The organism is Stenotrophomonas sp. JAI102, assembly GCF_013409105.1.
GTDB classification, from domain to species: Bacteria; Pseudomonadota; Gammaproteobacteria; order Xanthomonadales; family Xanthomonadaceae; genus Stenotrophomonas; species Stenotrophomonas maltophilia_AA.
In genome coordinates this window covers 346,091-371,256 of record NZ_JACCCI010000001.1, presented here as the reverse complement: position 1 = coordinate 371,256, position 25,166 = coordinate 346,091, and the positions used below count along the sequence as shown (strand labels likewise).

Here is a 25,166-nt window from a genome sequence, read left to right as displayed (position 1 = left end):
GTCGTGTAGAGGCACCCCATGGGTGGCTGCGCTTCCTGGGGTGGCTGCGCGTCATGCCGGAGACGGTGGTGCAGCCACGCATGGCGTGGCTCTACGCCTCAGCGTCGTTCGATGGTGAAGCGGCCCACACCCACGCCCAGGTCCCAGCCCTTGCCGGTGCCCGCCAAGGCGAGCGAGATATCGCCCTTGGTCATCACCTGGGCATTGCTGGATTTGTCTGCCCCCGCGTGCGCCTCGACGGAGGCATAGGAACCGATCAGGTCGTTGACCGAGTAGGCGCCGGAGAACCTGCCCTTGCCGTCGACGATCTTGGACTTGCCTACGGTGAGGCCGCCGCCCTTGGCGGTGATCTTGACCGGAATGCGCGCGCCGTTGTCGCACTGGATGGTGCCGGTGCCGGAGGCGGTCTTGTACAGCACCGACCAGCCCGCCAGGTTGTAGTGCAGCTCGCAATCAATGTTGCCGGCAGCTTGCGCGGCCGGGACGGCCGAGATGCCGGCCAATGCGATCAATGCCAGGGAGAACGTCTTCATGCAGGTCCGCTCGTACGCAGTGGGAACGCGCCGAATCTAGCAGCGTGCGCGTGTGGCGCGGATGATGCACGTCGCGTGCATCCGGCATCCGTTCAGCCCGAGCGGCCGGGGTGGTGCCGGCCGCTGGCCGGCAATGCGCACCGCCAGCAGCGTGCAGAGCCGGCCAGCGGCCGGCACGACCGTTTCAGCTGCGTTCCTGCAGGCTGAAACCGTCGGCATCGAGCATCGCCGGAAAGCGCGCGCGGTGGGCGGCGAGTGCCGCGGCCGAGATCGTGGTGGTGACCACCTGCTCGGTTTCGCGCACTTCCACCTGCGGCTGGCCGAGGAAATCGATCACCGCGCTGTCGCCGGCGTAATGCAGGTCGTTGCCGTCGACACCGATCCGGTTCACCGCCGCCACATAGCAGAGGTTCTCGATCGCGCGTGCGCGCAGCAGCGTCTTCCACGCATAGGCGCGTGCCGACGGCCAGTTGGCGACGAAAATCTGCAGATCGAAATCCAGCTGGCCGGCGCGCTCCACGTTGTAGCGGTTGCGGCAGAACACCGGGAAACGCAGGTCGTAGCAGACCTGCGGATTGATCCGCCACCCCTTCCACTCCACGCTCAGGCGCTCGCTGCCGGCGGCATAGCGCTCGTGCTCGCCACCGTAACGGAACAGGTGGCGCTTGTCGTAATACCGCAGCTCGCCGTCCGGGGTGGCCCACAGCAGCCGGTTGTAGACGCCCTCGCCCACCCGCAGCTGCACGCTGCCGGTGACCGCCGCGCCCAGGCGCACGGCCTGCTCGCGGATCCAGGCCACGGTCGGGCCGTCCATGCCTTCTGCCTTGTCGATGGCGTCGTTGGAGAACCCACTGGTGAAGGTCTCCGGCAGGATCACCAGATCGGTCGGTCCGGCCAACGGCGCCAGCAGTGCGCCGTAATGCGCGCGGTTGCCGGCCGGGTCGTGCCAGCGGGTATCGCCCTGGACCAGGGAAATGCGCAGGTCCTGCAGATCGGTCGCGGCGCGCATCACAGGGCCCGCAGACGTTCGATCGCCGCGTCCATCGTGGCATCGTTCTTGGCGAAGCACAGACGGACCAGGCGCTGGCCGGCGGGCGCGGTCTCATAGAACGGCGACAGCGGGATCGCCGCCACGCCCTTCTCGATCGTCAGCCATTTCACGAATTCGTGGTCGGGCAGATCGCTGATGGCCGAGTAATCCACCAGCTGGAAGTAACCGCCCGGCACCGGCAGCGGTTGCAGGCGCGTGGTCAGCAGCTGCTCGCGGAAGCGGTCGCGCTTGGCCTGGTAGAACGCGCCGAGTTCCAGATGGTGTTCCGGCTCGTCGCGGATCATCGCGGCGAAACCATACTGCGCCGGACCGAAGCTGGTGAAGGTGTTGTACTGGTGCACCTTGCGGAACTCGGCGGTCATCGCCGGCGGCGCGATCGCATAGCCGATCTTCCAGCCGGTGCAGTGGTAGGTCTTGCCGAAGCTGGAAATCACGAACGCGCGCTCGCGCAACTCCGGATGGCGCAGCGAGGATTCGTGGCGGCGGCCGTCATAGATGATGTGCTCGTACACCTCATCGGAAATCAGGTAGATGTCGGTGCCGCGCAGCACATCGGCCAGCGCCTGCATGTCGTCGGCGGTCAGCATCGCGCCGGACGGGTTGTGCGGCGTGTTGACCATCAACAGCCGGGTCCGCGGGGTGATCGCGGCACGCACGCGGTCCCAGTCGACCGCGAAGGTCTGCGGGTCCAGCGGCACGTGCACGGCACGTGCGCCGGCCAGGTCGATCGCCGGCTCGTAGCAGTCGTAGGCCGGGTCGAGCACGATCACTTCCTCGCCCGGGCGGACCACGGCGTGGATGGCATTGAAGATCGCCTCGGTGGCGCCACTGGTAACGGTGATCTCGGTCTCCGGATCCACCTGCGCGCCGTACAGATCCAGCGACTTCTGCGCGATGGCCTGGCGCAGCGGCGCCACGCCGGTCATCGGCGGGTACTGGTTGAGCCCGCCCTGCATCGCGGCGATGGTTTCATCGATCAGCCGCTGCGGTGCGGAGAAATCCGGAAACCCTTGGCCCAGGTTGACCGCGCCGTGTTCGGCGGCGAGCTGGGACATCACGGTGAAGATGGTGGTGCCCACCTTGGGCAGCTTGGTTTGCGGTTGCATCGGCAGGCAGGATCGAGGGGGGTAGATGACGAAGTGTACGAAATCCCCCGGATCCATGACGGTCGTGCCGGCCGCGGGCCGGCACGACGCCGCCCGTCCCCGATACAATGAACACCCCTCCCGGTGTGAAGCCTGAGCCCTTTGAACGCCCCTCCGTTGCTGGCCGCGCATGGCCTTGGCTTCAGTCGCAACGACGAACCCGTCTTCGGCCCCCTGGACCTGCATGTCGATGCCGGTGAAGCCCTGCTGGTGCAGGGCGACAACGGTGCCGGCAAGACCACCCTGCTGCGGGTGCTGGCCGGCCTGCTGCGTGCCGAGAGCGGGCACGTCGAGATCGATGGCAAGCGCGCCGGGCACAAGGATCGGGCGAACTACGTGGCCTACCTGAGCCACCTGCCCGCGTTGAAGCCAGACCTGGACACGCTGGAGAACCTGCATTTCCTGTGTGGCCTGCACGGTCGCCGCGCCCGCCAGATGCCCGGCAATGCGCTGGCGATCGTCGGCCTGGCCGGGTATGAGGAAACGCTGGTGCGGCAACTGTCGGCCGGGCAGAAGCGCCGGCTGGCGCTGGCCCGCATCTGGCTCTCGCCCGCGCCGCTGTGGCTGCTCGACGAGCCCTACGCCAATCTCGACCTGGACGGCATCAATCTGGTGAACCGCATGATTTCCGCGCACCTGCGCAGCGGCGGCGCTGCGCTTGTCACCACCCACGGCGCCTATGCCGCCCCGCCGGTGCGTACGCGCCTGTTGACCCTGGGCGTGGCGGCATGATCGCGCCGGGTACCGAGCCGGGTCTGTGGCAGACCGCACGGGCGCTGGTCGCCCGCGACATGCGCCTGCTCTGGCGGCGCCGTGGCGATGCCCTGCAGCCGCTGCTGTTCGCGCTGCTGGTGGTGGTGCTGTTCGCGCTGGCGCTGGGCCGCGATCCGGAGGCGATGGCACGCGTGGCCGCGGCGGTGATGTGGCTGGCGGTGCTGCTGGCCGGTCAGTTGGCGATGGATTCGCTGTTCCGCAGCGATGCCGAGGACGGCTCGCTGGAGCAATGGCTGCTGGCCCCGGTGCCGCTGGCCTGGCTGGTGCTGGTGCGGGTGCTGGTGCACTGGGTCACCACCGCCCTGCCACTGATCGTAATGTCGCCGCTGCTGGCGGAAATGCTGCATCTGCCGCATGACCAGTTGCCGATGTTGCTGGCATCGTTGCTGCTGGGAACGCCCTTGCTGAGCCTGATCGGCGGGGTGGTCGCCGCGCTGACGGTCGGCATCCGGCGCTCTGGTATTCTCGTGGCACTGCTGGCCTTGCCGCTGTATGTGCCAGTGCTGGTATTCGGCGCCGGCAGCGTGGCGGCGGTCGCACGCGGGCAGGACCCGATCGGCGCGCTGCTTATGCTGGGCGCCGGGCTGGTGATCGCGCTGGTGCTGGCCCCGCTGGCGACAGCCGCCGCGATCCGCATCTCGCTGAGTTGAGCGGTATGGCGTACTGTCGGTGGCGTGAGCTGCGTTGTGAGCATCACCTGCATCCGCGTCACCCGTTGCCGAGCCACTCCACGTCCGTTCCATCGTCGCCCTTCGTTGGATAGCCACTGCCGCATGCACCCGATCGTCCGCTGGTTCCACCAACTCGGTTCGCCGCCTACCTTCGACCGCTTTGCCGCGCGCTGGTCGCGTGTGTTCTACCTGGCGGCGGTGCCGGTGCTGCTGGTCGGCATCTGGCAGGCGCTGGCGGTGGTGCCGGCCGATTCCAAGCAGCTGGACAGCTTCCGCATCCTCTACATCCACGTGCCCAGCGCGTGGATGAGCCTGTTCGTGTTCGCGCTGATGGCGCTGTACGCTGCGATCGCGCTGATCTGGCGGATCAAGACCTGCGAAATCCTGGCGATGGCCTGCGCCCCGCTCGGCGCCGGCTTCACCCTGATCACCCTGCTCACCGGCAGCATCTGGGGCAAGCCGACCTGGGGCACCTGGTGGGACTGGGACCCGCGCATGACCACCGAGCTGATCCTTCTGCTCCTGTACCTGGGTGTGATCGGCCTGTATCACGCCATCGAGGACCGCCGCAGCGCCGCGCGCGCGGCCGGCCTGCTGTCCATCGTCGGGGTGAGCCTGCTGCCGGTGATCCGCTATTCGGTGGAATGGTGGGGCAGCCTGCACCAGGGCCAGACCATCCGCCTGTTCGGCGAATCGACGCTGGATGCCAGCATGGCGCTGCCTCTGTGGCTGATGGTGATCGGGACCAAGCTGTGGTTCGCCGGCTCGCTGCTGGCCAAGGCCCGCGCCGACAACCTGCTGCGCGAGGCCGGCAAAGCCTGGGTCGCGGCAGGCACCCGTGCCCCGCTGGAGGACCGCCGCGCATGACCCACCTGCCCTATGTGATGGCCGCCTATGCGGTGTTCGTGCTGGTGCTGGGCAGTGATGCCATCGGCTCCTGGCTGCGGCTGCGCTGGGCACGCCGCCTGGCGGCACGCCGCCAGCAGCGCCAACAGGCCCGCGCGGCGGCGGGCGGCGCGCCGCCAGTGGCACCGGAGCTGACCCGATGAATCCGGTCCGGCGTCGCCGCCTGCTCTGGGTGATGCTGCTGGTGCTCGCCTCCGGCCTGGCGACCGCGCTGGTGGCGATGGCCCTGCAGCGCAATATCGCCTACCTCTACACCCCGTCCGAAGTGCTGCGCGGCGATGCCGGCGATCACGCCCGGTTCCGCCTCGGCGGCATGGTGGTCAAAGGGTCACTGCAGCGCGCGCCCGGCTCGATGGATGCGCACTTCGTGGTCACCGATGGTGACGCCACGCTGCCGGTGATCACCTCGCGGATCCTGCCGGACCTGTTCGCCGAGGGCACCGCCGTGGTCGCCACCGGTCGCCTGCGGGATGGCCGCTTCGTCGCCGAGGAAGTGCTGGCCAAGCACGACGAGACCTACATGCCCAAGGAAGTGGCCGACAAGATGGGCCAGGCGCATACCAAACACGATGTGCCCGTGCCGGCAGCGGAGACGTACTGAGTGCTGCCGGAACTGGGGCAGATCCTGCTGGTCACCGCCTTGCTGATGGCACTGCTGCAGACGGTGCTGCCGCTGTGGGGCGCCCATCGCGACCGCGCCACGTGGATGGCGGTGGCACGTCCGGCCGCCTATGCCCAGCTGGCACTGCTGCTGGGCGCGTTCGGCGTGTTGACGGCGGCCTTCGTGACCCAGGATTTCTCGGTGCGCTATGTCGCGGAGAATTCGAACTCCCTGCTGCCACTGGCGTACCGCTACTCCGCGGTCTGGGGCGCACACGAAGGCTCGCTGCTGTTGTGGGCGCTGGTGCTGGCGGTATGGTGCGGCGCGGTGGCACGGTGGTCCAAGCGCCTGCCCGCCGTTGTCTCCGCGCGCGTGCTCGGGGTGCTCGGCATCATCAGCATCGGCTTCCTCGCCTTCCTGATCTTCACCTCCAATCCGTTCGCGCGGCTGATCCCGGCGCCGCTGGAAGGACGCGACCTCAACCCGCTGCTGCAGGATCCCGGGCTGATCATCCATCCGCCGATGCTGTACATCGGGTACGTCGGCTTTGCGGTGCCGTTCGCCTTCGCGATCGCCGCCCTGCTGGAAGGCCGCGTGGATGCGCGCTGGCTGCGCTGGACGCGACCGTGGACCAACGTGGCCTGGGGCTTCCTGACCCTCGGCATCGCACTGGGCAGCTGGTGGGCGTATTACGAACTGGGCTGGGGCGGCTGGTGGTTCTGGGATCCGGTCGAGAACGCCAGCTTCATGCCGTGGCTGGCCGGCGCGGCGCTGATCCATTCCCAGGCCGTCACTGAAAAGCGCGGCAGCTTCGCCAGCTGGACGCTGCTGCTGGCGATCGCGGCGTTCGCGCTGTCACTGCTCGGCACCTTCCTGGTGCGCTCGGGCGTGCTGACCAGCGTGCATTCGTTTGCCGCCGATCCCTCGCGCGGCACCTTCATCCTGATCTTCCTGGCCCTGGTCATCGGTGGCGCGCTCCTGTTGTATGCGCTGCGGGCCGGCGCGCTGAGCAGCGAGGATCCGCGCCGCGGCTTCCTGCCGACCTCGCGCGAAACCCTGCTGCTGGCCAACAACCTGCTGCTCGCCGCGGCCTGCGGCATGGTGCTGCTCGGCACGCTGTATCCGCTGCTGGCCGACGCGCTCGGGCTGGGCAAGGTCTCGGTCGGGCCGCCCTACTTCGGCACGTTGTTCGTGGTGCTGATGGCGCCGCTGGTGGCGCTGCTGCCGTTCGGGCCGCTGGTCAACTGGCAGCGCGACCAGGCCTCGCGCCGCGTGGCGATGCTCGCGCCGTGGGCCGGGCTGGCCCTGCTGCTCGGCGTGATCGCCTACTTCATGGCGCCCCAGGGGGCGCTGAAGACCGCCGCCGGTGTCACCGGGGCGGCCTGGGTCGCGTTCGGTACCGGGCGCTTCGTCTGGACCCGCCTGCGCGGCAACGGCAGGTTCACCGCCGAGATGGTCGGCATGCTGCTCGCCCATGGTGGCGTGGCCGTGTTCCTGGCCGGTGCACTGCTGGTCGAAGCCCTGAACGTGCAGCGCGAAGTCGCGCTCGCACCGGGACAGTCGCTGGTGGTGGGCACGTATGAAGTGCGCTTCGAAGGCGTGGACCATCAACAGGGCCCCAACTACGTCGCCGATCGCGGCCACCTGCGCGTGCTCCAGCACGACCGCGAACTGGCCCTGCTGCATCCGGAAAAACGCCTGTACGCCAGTGGCGGACAGGTGATGACCGAGGCCGGCATCCACGCCCGCCTCAACGGCGATGTTTACGTGGCACTCGGCGAGTCGCTGGGCAACAATGCATGGGCCGTGCGCGTGCACATCAAACCGTTCGTCCGCTGGATCTGGCTGGGCGCGCTGCTGATGGCACTGGGTGGCTTCGTCACCGCCGCCGATCGTCGTTTCCGTCGTCCCTAGGAGTCCCCCGTGTCCGATCCCCGCCCCGCCTCCCGTCCGCTGCCGCCCGTGGCCATCGTCATCGGGGTGCTGTTCTTCTTCGGGCTGCTGGGGCTGATGATCTACGGGGTGATGAAATCCGGCGCACCGGACCGCGACGTGCTGCCCTCGGCGCTGATCGGCAAGGCCGCACCGGCCTTCGAGCTGCCGGTGCTGCACGATCCGCAGATCAAGGTCAGCAGCACGGAACTGCGCGGCGCCCCCTATGTCCTCAATGTCTGGGGCAGCTGGTGCGCGGCCTGTCGCGACGAGCATCCGATCCTGACCAAATTCGCCGAAACCAAGCGCGTGCGCGTGATCGGCTACAACTGGAAGGACGAGCCGGCCGATGCGCTGCGCTGGCTGGAACAGCTGGGCAATCCGTTCGTGCTGGTGCTGAGCGACATCGAAGGCCGCACCGCGATCGACTGGGGCGTCACCGCCGCGCCGGAGACCTTCCTGGTCGACGCCAGCGGCGTGGTGCGCTGGAAGTACAGCGGCGCGCTCAGCCAGCGCGTCATCGATACCCAGCTGATTCCGGAACTGGAAAAGGTGGAGCGTGCCCATGCCAATGCCCAGCCGCAGCTGCCGGCCTCGCCGTAACCGGATGACCCGCCGGGTCGGCGTGGCGCTGATCGCGCTGGCGCTGGCACTGTCATTGGCCTTGCCGGCCATGGCGCAGGCCGTCTCCGACCCGACCCCGTTGCAGTACCGCGATGCCGCCGAGGAAGCCCGCTTCCATGCGCTGGCCGCCGAGCTGCGCTGCGTGCAGTGCCAGAACCAGTCGCTGGCCGATTCCAATGCACAGATCGCGCACGATCTGCGCCGCGAAGTGCTGGTGCTGATGCAGCAGGGCAACAGCGATGCACAGATCAAGCAGTTCCTGGTCGACCGCTATGGCGAGTTCGTGCTGTACCGGCCGCCGATGGAGGCCCGCAACGCACTGCTCTGGTTCGGCCCACCGGTGGCGCTGCTGATCGGCGCGGGCGTGCTGATCTGGGTGGTGCGCCGTCGCAGCCGTGGGATCCAACCGATGGACAAGAGCGAGGAACGCTGGTGAGCCTTTGGATGGCCCTGAGTGCCGCCGTGTTCGCGGCCGCCCTTGCTGCACTCGTACTGCGACCGCTGCGTGCCGGCGGTTCGCACCGCCCCTTCGTGATCGCCATGCTGGCGCTGGGGTTGGCCGGTGGCGCGCTGTACCTGCTGGTCGGCACGCCGGATGCCGCCGAGCGGACCGCGACCAGCGACGCGCCCGCCACGCTGGAAGATGGCGTGCAGGCGCTGCAACAGGCGTTGGCGAAAGACCCACAACGCGCCGATGGCTGGGCCCTGCTCGGCCGCTCGCAGCTGGCGCTGGGCAAGCTGGCCGAGGCCACGGCGGCGTTCGACCGCGCGGTGCGGCTCGCGCCGGACGATCCCGGCATCCTGGTCGAAGCGGCGCAGGCGCGCGCGCAGGCCGCGCCGGGCAAACAGTTCGATGACCAGGCCCTGCAATGGCTGCGCCATGCGAACGCGCTTGCGCCGGAGAGCGAGCGCGCCGGCTGGCTGATCGGCATTGCGCTGCGCCAGCGTGGCCAGGACGCCGAGGCCGCGAAGGCCTGGGAAGCCCTGCTGCCGACGCTGGAACCCGGCGCGGCGCGTGCCTTGCGCGAGCAGATCGCCATCGCACGTAGCGCTGCGGGTCTGCCGCCGCGGGTGGAAACGCCTGCCCCTGCCGCGGCGGGCGACCACGCCCTCGCCGTGCAGGTGCGCTTCGCGCCCGGAACCGCGATGGATCCGGCCTGGGCCAACGCCACGGTCTTCGTGATCGCACGCGCGCCGGACGGCCCGCCGATGCCGGTCGCGGTGCAGAAGCATCCGGCCAGCCGGCTGCCCCTGCTGGTCACGCTCGGCGATGGCGACAGCCCGATGCCGACCAGCACGCTGTCGCAGCTGCAGGAGGTCGAGGTACTGGCACGGCTGTCGCGCTCGGGCCAGGCCAACCGCCAGCCGGACGACGTGGAAACCGCGCCGGTACGGGTGCGCCTGCCCCACGCCGGGCCGGTGCCCCTGGTGTTCGATCGCCCATGACCGGTGCGCGGCCGCGACGCAGCGTGCCGCCCACCACCACGGCGCCATCGCGGCGCCCGGCTAAACTGCGCGCATGACTGAATTCATTCCCCCCGGCACCCGCTACCACGCCCTGCCCTCGCCGTTCGCGTTCAAGCGCGGCGGTGCACTGCGCGAGGCGCATGTCGCCTACGAGACCTGGGGCACGCTCGACGCGGACGCCGGCAATGCGGTGTTGATCGTCACCGGGCTGTCGCCGGACGCGCATGCCGCGGCCAACGCCGACAATCCGGCCGCGGGCTGGTGGGAGGCGATGGTCGGCCCGGGCAAGCCGATCGATACGGATCGCTGGTTCGTGATCTGCGTGAACTCGCTGGGCAGCTGCAAGGGCTCGACCGGTCCGGCCAGCATCGACCCGGCCACCGGGGAGCTGTACGGCCTGCGCTTCCCCGAACTGTCGATCGAAGATGGCGCACGCGCAGCGGTCGAGGTGGTGCGCGCATTGGGCGTGACCGAGCTGGCCTGCGTGATCGGCAATTCGATGGGCGGGATGACCGCGCTGGCACTGCTGTTGCTGCACCCGGGCATCGCGCGCAGCCATATCAATATTTCCGGCAGTGCCCAGGCGTTGCCGTTCTCGATCGCGATCCGCTCGCTGCAACGCGAGGCGATCCGGCTCGACCCGCAGTGGAATGGCGGTCGCTACACCGACCAGGCCTATCCGGAATCGGGCATGCGCATGGCGCGCAAGCTCGGCGTGATCACCTACCGCTCCGCACTGGAATGGGATGGCCGCTTTGGCCGCGTGCGCCTGGATTCGGACCAGGCCGATGACGATCCGTTCGGCCTGGAGTTCCAGGTGGAAAGCTACCTGGAAGGCCACGCCCGCCGCTTCGTGCGCTTCTTCGATCCCAACTGCTATCTGTACCTGAGCCGCTCGATGGACTGGTTCGACCTGGCCGAGTACGCCGACGGCGACGTCATGGCCGGGCTGGCGAAGATCCAGGTGGACAAGGCGCTGGCGATCGGCGCGAACACCGACATCCTGTTCCCGGTACAGCAGCAACAGCAGATCGCCGATGGCCTGCGCGCCGGTGGCGCCGACGCGCAGTTCATCGGGCTGGATTCACCGCAGGGCCACGATGCCTTCCTGGTCGACTTCGCCCGGTTTGGCCCGGCGGTCAGCGGCTTTCTGCAGGCGCTGTGAGGCACACACGCTGGTACCTGGCGCTGGCGGCGGCAGGCGCGTTGGTCGCGATGACGCTTACCGGGTTGTTACCGCAGTGGCTGGGCGCATGGTACGCACTCACCAGTGCTGTCGCCTTTGCGCTCTACGGGCATGACAAACGCGCCGCACGCCTGGGCAACTGGCGCACACCCGAACGCACCCTGCAACTGCTGGCCTTCGCGGGCGGTTGGCCGGGCGCGTTGCTGGGCCAATCCGTATTCCGCCACAAGCACCGCAAGAGTGCATTCCAATGGGTGTTCGCCCTGTGCGTGCTGGCCAACATCGGCACAGTGGCCGTACTGCTGCAAGCGTAAGGGAATGCAATTCACCGCCTGCTCCAACATCCTCCGAAGACGGGCAAGCACAGCCAAGGCTGTCGCGCATCCAAAGCGAGCCCACAGATTGCGCTCCGTTCGAAGCGCCCAGACGGACCGAACTCCGAGCACATTCGAGTACAAAAACCTTCCCTCTTGCAGATCGATTCTCTGTAGACCGTTTTGACAGGCCCCGCCCACCTGGCCCCGCAATCAATCCGTGAGTAGATGGATCAGCATTGCAACACGGCAGCATCGTAGGAACGGCGCAGAATGGCCCGTTCAGACGGATCAACGAACTCCTCCTCCACCCCGATAGCGAACAAAGTGTGCTGCATGCAGTCGGCCACACGCGACCATCGAGCGGAGAAGAACAGGGACTCTTCGTCTGAGATAAAGGCTTCGTCGCCGTCCATCTCACGGGCGAGATGCCACAGTACCGAATGCAGGATCGACGGTGCCTTACCCGCGGGCGAGTCTCGATTCATACGCAGCAGTCCCGCATGCCGGTTCCCCAAGTCCGGCGAACAGGGGTCGACGTTGGCGAGCCATCGGTCCCAAACCGCATCGTAAACACCAGTAGCCTCCGCATCCCCTGAGGCAGCGAGGGATTCAATCATCCAACGCCGGAGTTGCGAAACGCGATCAAAGAGCTCAACAACAGCCTTGCCGTTATGCCCGAAGAGTGCCGCCAGAGGCTCCTCGCTCAAGACATGGACAGATGACGCCCGCGTGTACGTCGCGCAAGCGAGAGGTTGTTCTGTGGCCTTGGTGAGTATGCGAACCCTCCACAACTTTCCGGGCCACCTATGAACCACTATCGAGGGATAGTCGCGGTCCACAACTATCCAAGGTGGCCCGCCTCCAGGGCACCGGACACGGTGTCCTGGAGCTGCAGCGGCCATCGGTCCGCTGTCCCCATCCCCAACATACACATACCCCGTGGCCTCAGGATCTACCGTGGATTGGTCCGACTTGACGGGGGGACGACGTTTGAGCCAGCGGATGAAGTCGACCATGACATGTGGGTCCATGCAATCTGCTCCACCCTCGGGAAGGGCGGCTGGATGGAAATATAGCCCAACGTCCTGCCTGGATTCATACCCGAACCGTCATCGTCATCGTCATCGCTGCGATAGTGCCGATATCCAACTGTCCAGAGGACCGGGCATGCCTGAAACCTGAATGGACTGGCCCAGCGTCGCGTAGGCACACGCTGTCTGCTGTGTCGGTTTCTGGCCAAACGTTGGCCTTGATCAGCAACCACAGCAGCATTCCATATTCGCCACCCACGCCACCCTACCTACCGCAGGCTTCCCTTATGCAAACGATAACTGCGATGCACGATGCCCTCCGGCAGTTCGTCGTGGGTGATCATCAGCAGACTGCGATTGCCCAGCGCATCCACCATGTCATGCAACAACGCATGCGCGGTGTCCACATCCAGGCCTTCGGTCGGCTCGTCCAGCACCAGGATCGGTGCGTCGCGCAGCAGCGCGCGCGCCAGCGCCAGGCGCCGTGCCTGACCGGCCGACATGGTCGCGCCGTTCTCGCCGACCCACGCCGACAGGCCGCCGATCTGCTCTGCCCACGCGTGCAGACGGACCTCCACGAGCACCTGCCACAAGCGTTCCTCACTAGCCTGTACATCGCCGAGCCGCAGGTTGTCCGCCACGGTGCCGGCGAACACGGGCGCGTTCTGCGGCAGCCAGGCGATCTGGCGATGCCAGTCGGCCTGGGCGAAGCGGCGGATATCGGTATCACCGTAACGCACGCTGCCGGCCTCCGGATCCCATAGCCGCAGCAGCAGCGACGACAGCGTGGTCTTGCCGCTGCCGCTGTCGCCGCGGATCGCGATCCATTCGCCCGGGGCGAGCTGCAACTGCACCTGGTCCAGCAAGACGCGCGCCTGGCCGGGCCAACGGAACACCACCTGATCGAACCGTAGCGTCGCGGGCACGGACGGCACGGCCACCGGCGCGTCGGCTTCCACTACACCCGGCGCCTGGTCCACGATGGCCTCCAGCCGCACCGCGGCGACGCGGCCCGACAACCACGACTGCCAGGCCAGACCGATGCCGGCCCACAGCTCCAGCAGTGCAACGGTCAGGAACACCAGCGCAGCGGCCAGCGCGGCATCCACACTGCCGCGTTCGAAGGCATGCAGGGCCAGCCACAGCATCGCGACCAGGCCACCCGCGCCGCACAGGCCATGCAGTGCGTTGCCACTGATCAGCCGCCAGCGGCGACGCTTGTCACGCGACTTCAGCTGCTTGGCCGCCACCAGCACGCGCTGGTTCCAATGCTCGCCTGCCTGCAATGCGGCGAGATCGGCCGCGCCTTCCAGCCCTTCAAAGGACTGGGTGCGCAACTGCGCGCGGTGCAGCGCGCGGTCGCGCTCCTGGTCGGCGGCCCCGCGCACGGTCAACCACGGCACGCCGATGCCGATCAGCACGGCGAGCACCGCCAGCAGACCGGCCGCGGGCGGATAGATGATGCCGGCCGACACCACCGCGACCAGCGAGATGCCACCGAGCGCCAGCAGCGGGCCGATCGCGCGCACCAGCAGACCGTCGACCTCGCCGATATCCGACATCAGCCGCGCCAGCAGCTCACCGGTGCGCACTCCGGCCAACCGCGCCGGTGCCAGCGGCAGCGCGCGACGGAAGAACCACACGCGCAGATCGCGCGCGATGCGCAGGGTGACATCGTGGCCCACCAGCTTTTCGAAGTAGCGCGACACGATCCGCGCCATGGTCAGCCCGCGGATGCCCGCCGAGGGCGAGAAGAAGTTGAAGCCATTGCCGAGCCCGGCCGCCCCGGCCAAGGCGGCGGCGGTCAGGAACCCACCGGACAGCCCCAGCAATGCGGTGCCGGCCAGCATCGTCGTCCACAGCAGCAGGACGGTCAGCAGCAGGCGCCCGCGATGCCGCGCGAACACACCCTTCAGCGAATCGATGTGGGCGGCTTTCATGGCGTCACCTCCGAGGCCAGCCGCGCGCCGCCGGCAGTCAGGGTCAGGCGGGTGTCGGCCCAGCGCATCGCGGTCTCGCTGTGGGTGGCGATCACCACGCTGCGCCCGCGTGCGAATGCCGCCAGGGTGCGCAGCAGATCGGCTTCGGTATCGGGATCGAGGAAGGCGGTCGGCTCGTCGAGCAGCAGCAGGTGCGGATCGCGCAGCAGCAGCCGGGCCAGACCGATGCGGCGCGCCTCGCCGCCGGACAAGCCGAAGCCGCGCTCACCGATCACCGTGTCCAGCCCTTGGGGCAGTGCGGCCGCGAAGCGCATCACCTGAGCGGCTTCGGCCACGGCGCGCAGGTGCGCATCGGTCGCGCCCGGTGCGGCCAGGCGCAGGTTGTCGGCGATGGTGCCGTGGAACAGATACGGGCGCTGCCCGGCGTAGCCTACGTCCAGCCCCGGGCGCAGCACGATGCTGCCCTCGCGGGGTGGCAACCATCCGGCCAGTGCTTCCAGCAACGTGCTCTTGCCGCTGCCGCTGGGGCCGGCCAGCGCCACGCGTTGCCCGGGCTCGATCTGGAACGACAGGTGCTGCACCACATCGTGGTGCGCACCGAGCGGACGCAGGCTCACGTCGCGTACGACCACCGGCGGCGCGTGCTGTTCGAGCAGTTCCGGGGCGCGCGCGGTGGCGGGCGGTGCGTCATCGACAGCGGCTGCGGCAGGCAGTTCGCCGAGCAGGCGCTCCACTTCCGCCGCGGCGGCCAGCGCGTTGGCGCGGTCGTGATAGTGCGCGGCCAATCGCCGCAGCGGCGCGTAGAACTCCGGTGCCAGCAGCAGGCAGAACATGCCGACGCCCAGCGTCGGCACCTGCGCATGCAGCGACATCAGGCCGAGATAGCTCAGGCCCAGGTACAGCGCGACCATCGCGACGCTGACCGAGGCGAAGAATTCCAGCACCGTCGAAGAGAGGAAGGCGATCCGCAGCACTTTCAGGGTGCGCTCGCGCACGCCTTCTGCCGCGCTCGCCACGCCGTCCAGCTCGGCCTCTCCTCGTCCATAAAGACGCAGCAGGCCAAGCCCCTTGATCCGATCGGCGAAGTGACCGCTCATCCGCGCCAGTTCACCCAGCTGCGCACGGCCGGCCGCTTCTGCGCCCCAGCCGACCAGCATCATGAAGAACGGCACCAGCGGCGCGGTGAACAGCAGGATCAGCGCGATCACCCAATCGGTCCAGGCCACGGCGATGGCGATCAGCAACGGCACCACCACCACTTCGATGCGGACCGGCTGATAGCCGGAGTAGTAATTCTCAATCGCATCGGCATGCGCCAGCATCAGCTCACCCAACTCGCCGGTGCGTTGCTGGCGCAGCCACAGCGGACCGCGCCCCAGCAGTCGCTGATAAACACGTTCACGCAGGGCCAGCCGCGCCGCATCGGCGACATCACCGGCCGCCGCCTGGGTCGCACTGCCGAGCAGGGTGCGGATCCCCAGCACCGCCAGCAGTCCCAGCAGCACCGGCGTGGCCTCGGCCAACGGGCGATGATCGACCAGCACCGCCTGGATCAGCCAGGCGATGGCGGCGGCCTGCCCGATCAGCAATGCGCCGGACAGGCAGATGCAGATCGCCGCGAGGCGCTGCTTGCCACGCGCGGCCGTTGCCAGCCCGCCCAGCCAGTGCAGGCGACGGCGGCGCAGGGCGGTTGTCTCACCAAGGGGCGCGTCGGGGGGTATGCTCAAAACAGGTCACTGGCGGCCACAGGGAGGTTCCGTCGATTGTAGTAGGTGCTGGCCCCGTCCCCCTGCGGCCAGCGGTCGCAGGGATGGGAGCGCATACGATCCCCGCGCGAATGTCTTTGTACATTGATCTGAATCAAGGCTGTTTGAAGTTGCTGGTCACAGAATTCACCCCGTAGACCCCCCTTCCCGCCACCTGAAACGGCAAAACCCAACGAGGTAGCCAGGCCATGATTGATCAGACAGTCGTAGAACTGTCGCGGCTGCAATTCGCTCTGACCGCGATGTACCACTTCCTTTTCGTTCCCCTCACGCTTGGCCTGTCGTTCATGGTGGCCATCATGGAGAGCGTCTACGTCATGACCCGCAAACAGGTCTGGCGCCAGATGACGCTGTTCTGGGGCACGCTGTTCGGCATCAACTTCGCCATCGGCGTCGCCACCGGCATCGTGATGGAATTCCAGTTCGGCATGAACTGGTCGTACTACAGCCACTACGTCGGCGACATCTTCGGCGCACCGCTGGCGATCGAAGGCCTGATGGCGTTCTTCCTGGAAGCGACCTTCATCGGTCTGTTCTTCTTCGGCTGGAAGCGGCTGACCCCGGTCAAGCACCTCACGGTGACCTGGCTGATGGCCCTCGGCACCAACCTCTCGGCGGTGTGGATCCTGATCGCCAACGGCTGGATGCAGAACCCGACCGGTGCGATCTTCAATCCGGAAACGATGCGCATGGAGGTGGTGGACTTCGCCGCCGTGCTGTTCAACCCGGTGGCGCAGGCCAAGTTCGTGCATACGGTCAGTGCGGGCTACGTGACCGGCGCGGTGTTCGTGATGTCGATCAGCGCCCTGTTCCTGCTGCGCAACAAGCACAAGGACATGGCCCGCCGCTCCTTCGCGGTGGCGGCGGCCTTCGGCCTGCTGTCCTCGCTGTCGGTGGTGGTGCTGGGTGACGAAAGCGGTTACGCCGCCAGCGAACACCAGAAGATGAAGCTGGCCGCGATCGAAGCGATGTGGGAAACCGAGCGTGCCCCGGCCGACTTCACCGCCTTCGGCATTCCGAACCAGACCACCCATACCAACGATTACGCGATCAAGATCCCGTACCTGATGGGCCTGATCGCCACCCGTTCGCTGGACCAGCCGATCCCGGGCATCCTGGAGCTGGTGGGGCGTGCCGAGAACCGCATCCGCGGCGGCCAGCTGGCCTACGGTGCGCTGGAACGCGTGCGCAAGGACAAGAACGACGTCGAAGCGCGCGAGATGTTCGACCGCCATTGGCAGGATCTGGGCCACGGCCTGCTGCTCAAGCGCTATCGCGAGGACATCCTCAACGCCACCCCGGAAGAAATCTCCAAGGCCGCGATGGATACCGTGCCGCGGGTCGCCCCGCTGTTCTGGACCTTCCGCATCATGGCGGGCCTGGGCTTCTACCTGATCGCCTTCTTCGCGCTGGCCTTCTACTACTCGTGCCGCCACAACTTCCAGGACAAGCGCTGGTTCCTCAAGCTCGCCCTGTGGTCGCTGCCGGCGCCGTGGATCGCGATCGAATGCGGCTGGTTCGTGGCCGAGTACGGTCGCCAGCCGTGGGCGGTGGACGGCGTGCTGCCGACCTTCTACGCCGCGTCGGGCCTGGCCCTGCATGAAATCCTGACCACGCTGGCGGTGTTCACCGGGCTGTACACGGTGCTGCTGGTCATCGAAGTAAAGCTGATGCTCAAGGCGATCCGCAAGGGCCCGGACGACATCCTGCCGTCGCTGCAGGCTGCAGCCACGTCCCTTTCCCCCAATGCCACTGCGCCGACCCACGGTCGGGCGTAAGGCAGGAGAACCCAGATGGAATTCATTGGACTCGATTACACCACGCTCCGCGTGATCTGGTGGCTGCTGCTCGGCATCCTGCTGATCGCCTGGGCGGTGATGGACGGTTTCGACCTCGGCGTCGGCACCCTGCTGCCGTTCGTGGCCAGGACCGATGACGAACGCCGGCTGGTGATCAACACCGTCGGCCCGGTGTGGGAAGGCAACCAGGTGTGGCTGGTGCTCGGTGGCGGTGCGATCTTCGCCGCCTGGCCGCCGCTGTACGCGGTCAGCTTCTCCGGCTTCTACCTGGCGGTGTTCCTGATGCTGTTCGGGCTGATCCTGCGCCCGGTCGCCTTCAAGTACCGCAGCAAGATGCCCGGCAAGCGCTGGCGTGAGAACTGGGACCGTGCGCTGTTCGTCGGTGGCCTGTTGCCGGCACTGATTGCTGGCGTGGCGGTGGGCAACGTGCTGGTCGGCGTCCCGTTCCACTTCGATGACAGCATGCGCATCTTCTACACCGGCACCCTGATCGGTCTGCTCAACCCGTTCGCCCTGGTGGCCGGCCTGGTGAGTGTGGCGATGGTGGTCTCGCATGGTGCAGCGATGCTGGTGCTCAAGACCGATGGTCCGGTGGCCGAGCGCTCGGCCCGTTACGGCAGCATCGCGGCGGTGCTGACCTTCGTGCTGTTCGCCCTGGCCGGCGTCTGGGTGGCCTTCGGCCTGCCGGGCTACCAGATCACCTCGCAGGTGGTCACCGATGGCCCGACCAATCCGCTGCTCAAGACCGCTGCCGTCGGTGCGGTGGCCGGTGGCTGGCTGCGCAACTACCAGAGCATGCCGCTGACCCTGCTGGCCCCGATCCTCGGCCTGGTTGGTGCGCTGGCCAGCGCGGTGCTGCTGCGTGCCCGCCGCGGCGGCCTGGCCTTCCTGGCCTCGGGTGCTTCGATCGCCGGCATCATCCTGACCGTCGGTTTTGCGATCTTCCCGTTCCTGCTGCCCTCCTCCAGCCAGCCGGGCTCCAGCCTGACCGTCTGGGACAGCTCCTCCAGCCACCTGACCCTGGGGATCATGCTGATCGCCACGGCCATCTTCCTGCCGATCATCATCGCCTACACCTCCTGGGTCTACCGCGTGATGAAGGGCAAGACCACGGTCGAAGATATGGGCGACAACCCCAACGCTTACTGACGCGCGCAACGGCGCCATAGGAGACTTACATGTGGTACTTCGCTTGGATTCTGGGTGCAGGGCTGGCTTCGGTCGTGGCCATTCTCAACGGCATGTGGTTCGAAGCCCGCGAGCAGAGCCGTACGGATCACGAAGCAGGCTAAAAAAAGGTTGCCGATCGGGTCTTCACACCGTATCCTTGTCGGCTCCTTCGGGGTGTAGCTCAGTCTGGTAGAGCGCTACGTTCGGGACGTAGAGGTCGCAGGTTCGAATCCTGTCTCCCCGACCACTCCGGTGGTCGTATTGAAGCCTGGGAACACGTTTCCAGGCTTCTTTATCAAGGGCCGTGGCAACACGGCACCGAAGGTGAAAAACGCGATCCCCCCTTGCCGCCGACCGGCGGGATCGATACAATAGGCGGCTCCTTACGGGGTGTAGCTCAGTCTGGTAGAGCGCTACGTTCGGGACGTAGAGGTCGCAGGTTCGAATCCTGTCTCCCCGACCATTTGATGGTCACAATCAAGCCTGGAAGACTTCAGTGTCCTCCGGGTTTTTTTGTGTCTGTTGATTGAGGCACGTCAGCAATCAGGGCGATGGGCGGGCGCGTCGCCGAGGCCTTGGCACCCGCCGGCGCGACCTGTCCGGATCGAACCCGTACAATGTCAGGTCCTGGCCTCGCCTTCGGCGCCGGCCCAGTCCCCTACCCCGCAGATGCCGGCCGCTGGCCGGTTTCTGCCGTTGCACCCGCGCGCCGGCATGGCCGCGGTGCGCCACCTGTCAGGACACATGCTGATGACTCACCCCACCTCACCGTCCCAGTCCCTGCTGCACGGACGCCTGCTGGCCTTTGCCGCGATCCTGCTGGCCGCCTTGAATCTGCGTACCGCGGTCACCTCGCTGACCCCGCTGCTGGACGTGCTCGGCGAGACCTTCGGCTTCGGCACTACGATGACCGGCGTGCTCGGCATGCTGCCCACCGCGGCCTTCGCGCTGTTCGGCGTCACCACCCCGGCCGTGGCGCGCCGCCTTGGCCTGGAGCGCACCGCGCTGCTGGCGATGAGCCTGGCCACCGTGGGCCTGCTGCTGCGCTCGATGGCCGGCGGCGTGGGCAGCCTGTTGTTCGGTTCGGTGGTGGCGTTGGCCGGCATGGGCATCGGCAACGTGGTGGTGCCGCCGCTGGTGAAGCGCTACTTCGCCAACCGCGTGGGCACCATGAGCACGCTCTACATCACCGTGCTGCAGATCGGCACGATGATGCCGGCACTGCTGGCGGTGCCGGTCGCGCAGCAGGCCGGCTGGCGCGTATCGCTGGGCATCTGGGCGCTGATGTCGCTGGCCGCCGCGCTGCCGTGGCTGATGCTCTCGCGTGCGCGCCCGCATCCGGACACCATCAGCGCCGCCAACGACCCGTCCAGCGCGCCGCACGGCAAGGTCTGGAAGACGCCGCTGGCGTGGGGCATGACCCTGATGTTCGGCATGACCTCGCTGATGACCTATTCGATGTTCACCTGGCTGCCGCGGATCGTGGTCGAAGCCGGTGCCACGCCGGCCTTCGGCGGGATCATGGTCGCCATCTTCGCTGCCTGCGGGCTGCTGCCATCGCTGACCATGCCGGCGCTGGCCGTGCGCCTGCGCAATCCCTTCGGGCTGGTACTGATCGGCTTCAGCGCCTTCCTGATCGCCTTCGCCGGCCTGTTGTTCGCCCCGATGAAGGCACCGTGGCTGTGGGCGGTGCTGCTCGGCATCGGGCCCTCGACCTTCCCGCTGGCGCTGACCCTGATCAACCTGCGCACCCGCACCCCGGCCGGTTCGGCGGCGCTGTCCGGCTTCATGCAGGGCGTGGGCTATGCGTTCAGCTGCCTGGGCCCGTTCCTGTTCGGCTGGCTGCATGCGGTCAGCGGCGGCTGGCACCTGCCGTTCGGCTTCCTGGTGCTGTGCGCGGTGGTGCTGTTGTGCGCCTCCTGGGTCGCCTGCAAACCGCAGAAGCTCGAAGACCAGTGGTGAGTGCTCCGCTGCGTCCATCTACACGCGCTGTGCGCAACAGCTGACGTAGCGTGTCGTTAACTGACCCGGTGCGGTGCACCGGGCCATGTTCGGGACCGCTGGCAGCGCCAGCGGGATGAACAGCTTCATCGCGACGGAGTGCGCTTTCCCATGCGGACGACATGGCGCGAATCTCCAGCGATTCAATGACTTGCCCCTCCCCTCCGGGGCCCATCCGGGGTTGATCGGTCGTACCCGGCTGTTGGCCATTTGGCAACAGCCGCGCAGTCAGGCACGATTGGCATGTGATGTGCGTCACACTTTTGACGCAAGACACCTTTGAAAGGATGCTCCAAGGGGGGGTTCCATGTACGACCATCGGCCGCTGGCGCTCTGCGTCGGCCTGGCATGTGCCGCACTCGCTTTCTCCACTCCGGCTGCCTCAGCCGCCGACTCGCGGGCTGACGCGTTGGCCGAGATCGGCCACTACCGCGACCAGGCCCATTGGCTGGACGCACTGGCCGCGATCGAGCGGGCACGGGTGCAATCGCCCGACGACGCACTGCTGTATCGCCTGCAGGTGCTGACTCTGTCCGACATCGGCAACGCGCACCGCGCCTGGCAGCTCTATCTGGCGCGCCCGGACCTGTTCGACGCCGCCCAGAAAGAACGGCTGGAAGGCAACTACCTGGCCAAGCTGGTCGGCTGGAGCCTGGCCTACGGTGCCAGTGAAGACACCCGCCTGGATGAAGCCGACGCCGCGCTGGTGCAGATGCAGCAGTACCTCGAGCGCGACGGCACCAACGTGCAGCAGGCGCCGCTGCGGATCCGCCATGACCGCCTGATCCTGCTCAACCGGCTCGGCCGCCATGCACAGGTGCGCGAGGAATACCGCAGTCTGCTCGCCGAGGGCCACCCTGTCCCCAACTACCTGCTGGCCGCCGTTGGCGATTCGCTGATGGCCACGCAGCATCCGGCCGAGGCGATCCCGGTGCTGGAGGCGGCGCTCAAGGCCGATCCGGCGCTGCCGCAGGCCCGCTCCGAGCTCGCGTATGCGTACCTGGAAGACGAGCAGGCCGACACCGCGATCGCCCTGCTGAAGCGCTGGCAGGCCGATGAGCCGGCCTGGCGCTGGGCCAACGGCGCCAAAGCACCGTATCCGAACTGGCCGCGCTACGAGGCCGACCTCAATCTGGCCATGGTCCGCGCCTACAGCGGCGACCTGCCCACCGCACAGTGCGATCTGGAGAAGATGATCGAGATCGGGCCCGGCAACACCGGCACGCAGTCCTCGCTCGGCAACATCTACCTGATGCGCGGCTGGCCGCGACGGGCGCTGGAGCGCTACAGCATGGCCAACACGCTGGACCCGCGCGATGTCCCCGCGCGCCTCGGCCAGTACGACGCCTACGTGCAGGTACAGCGCGATGATCTGGCGCGGCCGATCCACGACACCTTGCTTGCCGCCTACCCCAACCAGCCCTCCGTGCAGCGCATGGACCGCAGTTGGCGTGCGCACCGTGGCTGGCAGTGGCATGCCTACGCCGAAGGTGGCCGCAGTTCCGGCGGTGGCGGTGCGTCGCCGCTGGGCAACGATGACGGCCGCTATGGCGTGGAAGTGCAGTCCCCGGTGCTGGACGACCGCTGGCGCCTGGTCGCGTTCGCCGATCGGCGCAGCGTGGATTTCCAGGACCAGACCATCGATCCGCTGCGGATCGGCGTGGGCACGCGCTACCGCTACGGACGCGCGGATGCGGAAGCCTTCGTCAACCGCGCCAACGACCACATCGGCGAAACCGGCCTCAGCGCCGGGTTTGGCTGGCAGTTCAGCGATCAGTGGCATGCCGGCATCACCGCCGCACGCAACGACCCGGAGGCTTCGATGCAGGCGCGCGTCTCCGGCATCACCGCCGACAGCATCGCGCTGGCGGCCGACTACCGGCGCGACGAACGTACCCACTGGAGCGTGGGCGCCAGCCAGTTCCGCTACGACGACGGCAACCGCCGCGACACCGTCAGCACCGCCATCGAGCAGCGCCTGATGACCCGGCCGACCGTGTTCGTGGACGGCCTCGGCAGTCTGTACGCCAGCCGCGGCAGCCGCGACGACGTGCCCTACTTCAACCCCTCCGAGGATCGCTCGGTGGAGATCGGCCTGCGTGTGGACCAGCAGCTGTGGCGCCACTACGAGCGCCACTTCCGGCATCGGCTGACCGTTTCAGCCGGGCAGTACTGGCAGCAGGGCTATGGCAGCGCGATCGTGCCGTCGGCGGAATACCGCCACGAATGGCAACTCGGCGAAGGCCGCATTTTCGAGTACGGCATCCGCTGGTCGCGACCGGTCTATGACGGACAGCGTGAACGACACATCGGCCTGGATGCCGGCCTGCGGTGGGGAGAATGACATGCAGCACATGGACTTGAAGCGTTGGACCCACTGGCTGTTGCTGGCCCTGCTCGCCGTGGTGCTGCCGGCACAGGCACAGCAGCCGCCGGCCGCACTCGATGCCGCCGACAACGGCCTGCTGGTGCTCAGCTACCACGACATCCGCGACGAGGTGGCCGAGCGCGGCGACCCGGATGCGTATGCGGTCAGCACGCAGAACTTCGCCGCGCACCTGGACTGGTTGTCCGCGCACGGGTATCACCCGATCTCGCTGTCGCAGTTGATCACCGCCTCGCAGGGCGGCACGCCGCTGCCGCCCAAGCCGGTGCTGCTGACCTTCGATGATGGGTTGCGCAGCGTGTACAGCAAGGTCTTCCCACTGCTGCGCGCCTACAACTATCCGGCGCTGGTCGCGGTGATCACCGACTACGTGGACATGCCGGCGGGGCGCCAGATCGACTACGGCTACCGCCCGTTCACCCGCGACGACTTCCTGACCTGGGCGCAGCTGCGCGAGATGCAGAAAAGCGGTCTGATCGAACTGGCCAGCCACACCGACAACCTGCACCACGGCGTGCAGTCCAACCCGCAGGGCAACCAGACGCCGGCGGTGATCACGCGCATCTACGACCCCACCCGCAGGACCTATGAAAGCGCGGCCGAGTACGAGGCCCGCCTGCGCGCCGACCTGGGCCGCAGCGTGGCGCGCATCCAGCGCAATGTCGGTGTCAGCCCGAAGGCGATCGTGTGGCCGTACGCCGCGTACAACGCGCTCAGCAACGATATCGCCGAGCAGCTGGGCATGCCGGTCTCGTTCGATCTGGAAGGCCGCAGCACCCCGGTCAAGCGCGACCTGCACGGCTTGGCGCGCCTGCTGGTGACCAACAATCCGACCGTGGTGCAGCTGGCCTACGAACTGCGCCGTGACGTCGAGCGCGATGGAATGCGTGCGCTGCAGATCGACCTGGACGCGGTCTACGACGCCGACCCGGTGCAACAGGGCAAAAATCTGGATGCCCTGATCGACCGGGTCAAGAAGATCGGCCCGACCCACGTGTTCCTGCAGGCGTTCGCCGACCCGGACGGCAACGGCTCGGCCGATGCGCTGTACTTCCCCAACCGGCATCTGCCGATGCGCGCGGACCTGTTCAACCGGGTGGCGTGGCAGCTCAAGACGCGTGCCGGTGTGAAGGTGTTCGCCTGGCTGCCGGTCCTTGGCTACGAGCTCAAGGACCCGGCCATCCGCAGGGCGCTGGCCATCGAGAGCCCGGAAAGCGACGGCATCTTCCGGCTGGACTTCACCCGGCCGCAGGTGCGCCGGATCATCGATGACATCTACGAAGATCTCGCAATCAACGCGTACTTCGAGGGTCTGCTGTTCCACGATGACGCCTACCTGCGCGACACCGAGCTGACCCGGTTGCCGCAGGAAGGCAATGACGGTGCACGTACCCAGGCGCTGATCGATTTCACCCTGGAGCTGCGCAATGCCGCCCAGCGCTGGCGGCCGAAACTGGGCACCGTGCGCAATCTGTATGCCCAGCCCGTGCTGGAACCGCAGAGCGCGAGCTGGTTCGCCCAGCGCCTGGACCTGTTCAACAAGGCCTACGACCACACCGCGCTGATGGCAATGCCGTGGATGGAAGGCAGCCGCAGCCCGGAACGCTGGCTGGACCGGTTGGTGGTGGCGGTGAAGCAGCACGATCCGCAGTTGTCGCAGACGATGTTCGAGCTGCAGACGCTGGACTGGCGCACCGGCAAGCCGATCCCCGGCGACCGCCTGCGCGCGCAGATCCGTCGGCTACAGGCGCAGGGCGTGCGTCATTTCGCCTGGTATCCGGATGACTTCATCGCCGGACGTCCCTCCACGTATGACGCCCGCGCGGCCATGTCGGCGCGCAGCTTCCCGTACGAGGAAAAGTGAGG

23 protein-coding genes and 2 tRNA genes are annotated in these 25,166 nt (G+C 67.5%); 19 read left to right on the top strand and 6 right to left on the bottom strand.

Annotation, left to right across the window (positions count from 1 at the left end):
- Positions 1 to 98: 98 nt before the first annotated feature.
- The 3 genes from HDC96_RS01775 to HDC96_RS01765 all read right to left on the bottom strand — a co-directional run bounded on the left by HDC96_RS01775 (position 99) and on the right by HDC96_RS01765 (position 2,690).
- Complete coding sequence (locus HDC96_RS01775; RefSeq protein WP_179458494.1) at positions 99 to 533, bottom strand: hypothetical protein; 435 nt, start codon at positions 531 to 533, stop codon at positions 99 to 101.
- A gap of 184 nt (positions 534 to 717) precedes the next feature.
- Positions 718 to 1,524: an amidohydrolase gene (locus tag HDC96_RS01770; RefSeq protein WP_179459579.1), complete on the bottom strand. Its 807-nt coding sequence runs from the start codon at positions 1,522 to 1,524 to the stop codon at positions 718 to 720.
- Between the two features lie 17 nt (positions 1,525 to 1,541).
- Positions 1,542 to 2,690: a pyridoxal phosphate-dependent aminotransferase gene (locus HDC96_RS01765; protein ID WP_179458493.1), complete on the bottom strand. Its 1,149-nt coding sequence runs from the start codon at positions 2,688 to 2,690 to the stop codon at positions 1,542 to 1,544.
- Positions 2,691 to 2,831: 141 nt separating this feature from the next.
- On the opposite strand from HDC96_RS01765, the gene ccmA reads away from it, so the two are divergent.
- From ccmA to HDC96_RS01710, 11 genes are all read left to right on the top strand, one after another.
- Positions 2,832 to 3,461, top strand: a complete 630-nt coding sequence (gene ccmA, locus HDC96_RS01760) for a heme ABC exporter ATP-binding protein CcmA (RefSeq protein WP_179458492.1) — start codon at positions 2,832 to 2,834, stop codon at positions 3,459 to 3,461.
- Entirely contained in the window at positions 3,458 to 4,153 is a 696-nt protein-coding gene (gene ccmB / locus HDC96_RS01755) for a heme exporter protein CcmB (RefSeq protein ID WP_176989437.1), read from the top strand. Before ccmA ends, ccmB begins: the two co-directional genes overlap by 4 nt.
- Before the next feature lie 123 nt (positions 4,154 to 4,276).
- The gene (ccmC, locus tag HDC96_RS01750) at positions 4,277 to 5,041 is read left to right on the top strand and encodes a heme ABC transporter permease CcmC (protein WP_179458491.1); all 765 of its coding nucleotides are present in this window, start codon (positions 4,277 to 4,279) and stop codon (positions 5,039 to 5,041) included.
- On the top strand, positions 5,038 to 5,223 hold the full coding sequence (ccmD, locus tag HDC96_RS01745) for a heme exporter protein CcmD (protein ID WP_179458490.1): 186 nt from the start codon (positions 5,038 to 5,040) through the stop codon (positions 5,221 to 5,223). Before ccmC ends, ccmD begins: the two co-directional genes overlap by 4 nt.
- Positions 5,220 to 5,681 (top strand): cytochrome c maturation protein CcmE, encoded by a 462-nt coding sequence (ccmE, locus tag HDC96_RS01740; RefSeq protein WP_179458489.1) that lies wholly within the window; start codon positions 5,220 to 5,222, stop codon positions 5,679 to 5,681. Before ccmD ends, ccmE begins: the two co-directional genes overlap by 4 nt.
- Entirely contained in the window at positions 5,682 to 7,595 is a 1,914-nt protein-coding gene (locus HDC96_RS01735; RefSeq protein WP_179458488.1) for a heme lyase CcmF/NrfE family subunit, read from the top strand.
- A gap of 9 nt (positions 7,596 to 7,604) precedes the next feature.
- Positions 7,605 to 8,216 carry a DsbE family thiol:disulfide interchange protein gene (locus tag HDC96_RS01730; RefSeq protein WP_179458487.1) on the top strand — a complete coding sequence of 204 codons (612 nt, stop codon included), beginning with the start codon at positions 7,605 to 7,607 and terminating at the stop codon, positions 8,214 to 8,216.
- Positions 8,217 to 8,220: 4 nt separating this feature from the next.
- Positions 8,221 to 8,673: a cytochrome c-type biogenesis protein gene (locus tag HDC96_RS01725; protein WP_179459577.1), complete on the top strand. Its 453-nt coding sequence runs from the start codon at positions 8,221 to 8,223 to the stop codon at positions 8,671 to 8,673.
- Positions 8,667 to 9,683, top strand: a complete 1,017-nt coding sequence (locus HDC96_RS01720; protein WP_179459578.1) for a tetratricopeptide repeat protein — start codon at positions 8,667 to 8,669, stop codon at positions 9,681 to 9,683. Before HDC96_RS01725 ends, HDC96_RS01720 begins: the two co-directional genes overlap by 7 nt.
- A gap of 73 nt (positions 9,684 to 9,756) precedes the next feature.
- On the top strand, positions 9,757 to 10,869 hold the full coding sequence (locus HDC96_RS01715; protein WP_179458486.1) for a homoserine O-acetyltransferase: 1,113 nt from the start codon (positions 9,757 to 9,759) through the stop codon (positions 10,867 to 10,869).
- Between the two features lie 50 nt (positions 10,870 to 10,919).
- Positions 10,920 to 11,204, top strand: coding sequence for a DUF1294 domain-containing protein (locus tag HDC96_RS01710; RefSeq protein WP_179459576.1), 285 nt, complete (start codon positions 10,920 to 10,922; stop codon positions 11,202 to 11,204).
- Positions 11,205 to 11,437: 233 nt separating this feature from the next.
- On the opposite strand, the gene HDC96_RS01705 is transcribed toward HDC96_RS01710, so the two are convergent.
- From HDC96_RS01705 to cydD, 3 genes are all read right to left on the bottom strand, one after another.
- The gene (locus HDC96_RS01705) at positions 11,438 to 11,914 is read right to left on the bottom strand and encodes a hypothetical protein (RefSeq protein WP_179458485.1); all 477 of its coding nucleotides are present in this window, start codon (positions 11,912 to 11,914) and stop codon (positions 11,438 to 11,440) included.
- A 593-nt stretch (positions 11,915 to 12,507) separates the two neighbouring features.
- Complete coding sequence (cydC, locus tag HDC96_RS01700; protein ID WP_179458484.1) at positions 12,508 to 14,178, bottom strand: thiol reductant ABC exporter subunit CydC; 1,671 nt, start codon at positions 14,176 to 14,178, stop codon at positions 12,508 to 12,510.
- Positions 14,175 to 15,905, bottom strand: coding sequence for a thiol reductant ABC exporter subunit CydD (gene cydD, locus HDC96_RS01695; RefSeq protein WP_179458483.1), 1,731 nt, complete (start codon positions 15,903 to 15,905; stop codon positions 14,175 to 14,177). The genes cydC and cydD overlap by 4 nt, the downstream gene beginning before the upstream one ends.
- Before the next feature lie 227 nt (positions 15,906 to 16,132).
- Here cydD and HDC96_RS01690 point away from each other — a divergent pair, with 227 nt between their 5' ends.
- The 8 genes from HDC96_RS01690 to pgaB all read left to right on the top strand — a co-directional run bounded on the left by HDC96_RS01690 (position 16,133) and on the right by pgaB (position 25,164).
- Positions 16,133 to 17,722 carry a cytochrome ubiquinol oxidase subunit I gene (locus tag HDC96_RS01690; protein WP_179458482.1) on the top strand — a complete coding sequence of 530 codons (1,590 nt, stop codon included), beginning with the start codon at positions 16,133 to 16,135 and terminating at the stop codon, positions 17,720 to 17,722.
- A 15-nt stretch (positions 17,723 to 17,737) separates the two neighbouring features.
- Positions 17,738 to 18,892 carry a cytochrome d ubiquinol oxidase subunit II gene (cydB, locus tag HDC96_RS01685; protein ID WP_179458481.1) on the top strand — a complete coding sequence of 385 codons (1,155 nt, stop codon included), beginning with the start codon at positions 17,738 to 17,740 and terminating at the stop codon, positions 18,890 to 18,892.
- Positions 18,893 to 18,921: 29 nt separating this feature from the next.
- On the top strand, positions 18,922 to 19,035 hold the full coding sequence (gene cydX / locus HDC96_RS01680) for a cytochrome bd-I oxidase subunit CydX (protein WP_179458480.1): 114 nt from the start codon (positions 18,922 to 18,924) through the stop codon (positions 19,033 to 19,035).
- Between the two features lie 48 nt (positions 19,036 to 19,083).
- Positions 19,084 to 19,160, top strand: a tRNA-Pro gene (locus HDC96_RS01675).
- Between the two features lie 139 nt (positions 19,161 to 19,299).
- Positions 19,300 to 19,376, top strand: a tRNA-Pro gene (locus HDC96_RS01670).
- A gap of 287 nt (positions 19,377 to 19,663) precedes the next feature.
- A complete protein-coding gene (locus HDC96_RS01665; protein WP_179458479.1) occupies positions 19,664 to 20,875 on the top strand; it encodes an MFS transporter in 1,212 nt (403 codons plus the stop codon).
- A 346-nt stretch (positions 20,876 to 21,221) separates the two neighbouring features.
- Complete coding sequence (pgaA, locus tag HDC96_RS01660) at positions 21,222 to 23,258, top strand: poly-beta-1,6 N-acetyl-D-glucosamine export porin PgaA (RefSeq protein ID WP_179458478.1); 2,037 nt, start codon at positions 21,222 to 21,224, stop codon at positions 23,256 to 23,258.
- Between the two features lie 10 nt (positions 23,259 to 23,268).
- Positions 23,269 to 25,164 (top strand): poly-beta-1,6-N-acetyl-D-glucosamine N-deacetylase PgaB, encoded by a 1,896-nt coding sequence (gene pgaB / locus HDC96_RS01655; protein WP_179458477.1) that lies wholly within the window; start codon positions 23,269 to 23,271, stop codon positions 25,162 to 25,164.
- Positions 25,165 to 25,166 lie beyond the last annotated feature (2 nt).

What these genes read in the sequence shown, in the direction of transcription:
- HDC96_RS01775 (WP_179458494.1), bottom strand. Translation starts at nt 533, where the DNA reads ATGAAGACGTTCTCCCTGGCATTGATCGCATTGGCCGGCATCTCGGCC.
- HDC96_RS01765 (WP_179458493.1), bottom strand. Translation starts at nt 2,690, where the DNA reads ATGCAACCGCAAACCAAGCTGCCCAAGGTGGGCACCACCATCTTCACC.
- ccmB (WP_176989437.1), top strand. Translation starts at nt 3,458, where the DNA reads ATGATCGCGCCGGGTACCGAGCCGGGTCTGTGGCAGACCGCACGGGCG.
- ccmC (WP_179458491.1), top strand. Translation starts at nt 4,277, where the DNA reads ATGCACCCGATCGTCCGCTGGTTCCACCAACTCGGTTCGCCGCCTACC.
- ccmD (WP_179458490.1), top strand. Translation starts at nt 5,038, where the DNA reads ATGACCCACCTGCCCTATGTGATGGCCGCCTATGCGGTGTTCGTGCTG.
- ccmE (WP_179458489.1), top strand. Translation starts at nt 5,220, where the DNA reads ATGAATCCGGTCCGGCGTCGCCGCCTGCTCTGGGTGATGCTGCTGGTG.
- HDC96_RS01725 (WP_179459577.1), top strand. Translation starts at nt 8,221, where the DNA reads ATGACCCGCCGGGTCGGCGTGGCGCTGATCGCGCTGGCGCTGGCACTG.
- HDC96_RS01715 (WP_179458486.1), top strand. Translation starts at nt 9,757, where the DNA reads ATGACTGAATTCATTCCCCCCGGCACCCGCTACCACGCCCTGCCCTCG.
- HDC96_RS01710 (WP_179459576.1), top strand. Translation starts at nt 10,920, where the DNA reads ATGACGCTTACCGGGTTGTTACCGCAGTGGCTGGGCGCATGGTACGCA.
- cydC (WP_179458484.1), bottom strand. Translation starts at nt 14,178, where the DNA reads ATGAAAGCCGCCCACATCGATTCGCTGAAGGGTGTGTTCGCGCGGCAT.
- HDC96_RS01690 (WP_179458482.1), top strand. Translation starts at nt 16,133, where the DNA reads ATGATTGATCAGACAGTCGTAGAACTGTCGCGGCTGCAATTCGCTCTG.
- cydB (WP_179458481.1), top strand. Translation starts at nt 17,738, where the DNA reads ATGGAATTCATTGGACTCGATTACACCACGCTCCGCGTGATCTGGTGG.
- cydX (WP_179458480.1), top strand. Translation starts at nt 18,922, where the DNA reads ATGTGGTACTTCGCTTGGATTCTGGGTGCAGGGCTGGCTTCGGTCGTG.
- HDC96_RS01665 (WP_179458479.1), top strand. Translation starts at nt 19,664, where the DNA reads ATGACTCACCCCACCTCACCGTCCCAGTCCCTGCTGCACGGACGCCTG.
- pgaA (WP_179458478.1), top strand. Translation starts at nt 21,222, where the DNA reads ATGTACGACCATCGGCCGCTGGCGCTCTGCGTCGGCCTGGCATGTGCC.
- pgaB (WP_179458477.1), top strand. Translation starts at nt 23,269, where the DNA reads ATGGACTTGAAGCGTTGGACCCACTGGCTGTTGCTGGCCCTGCTCGCC.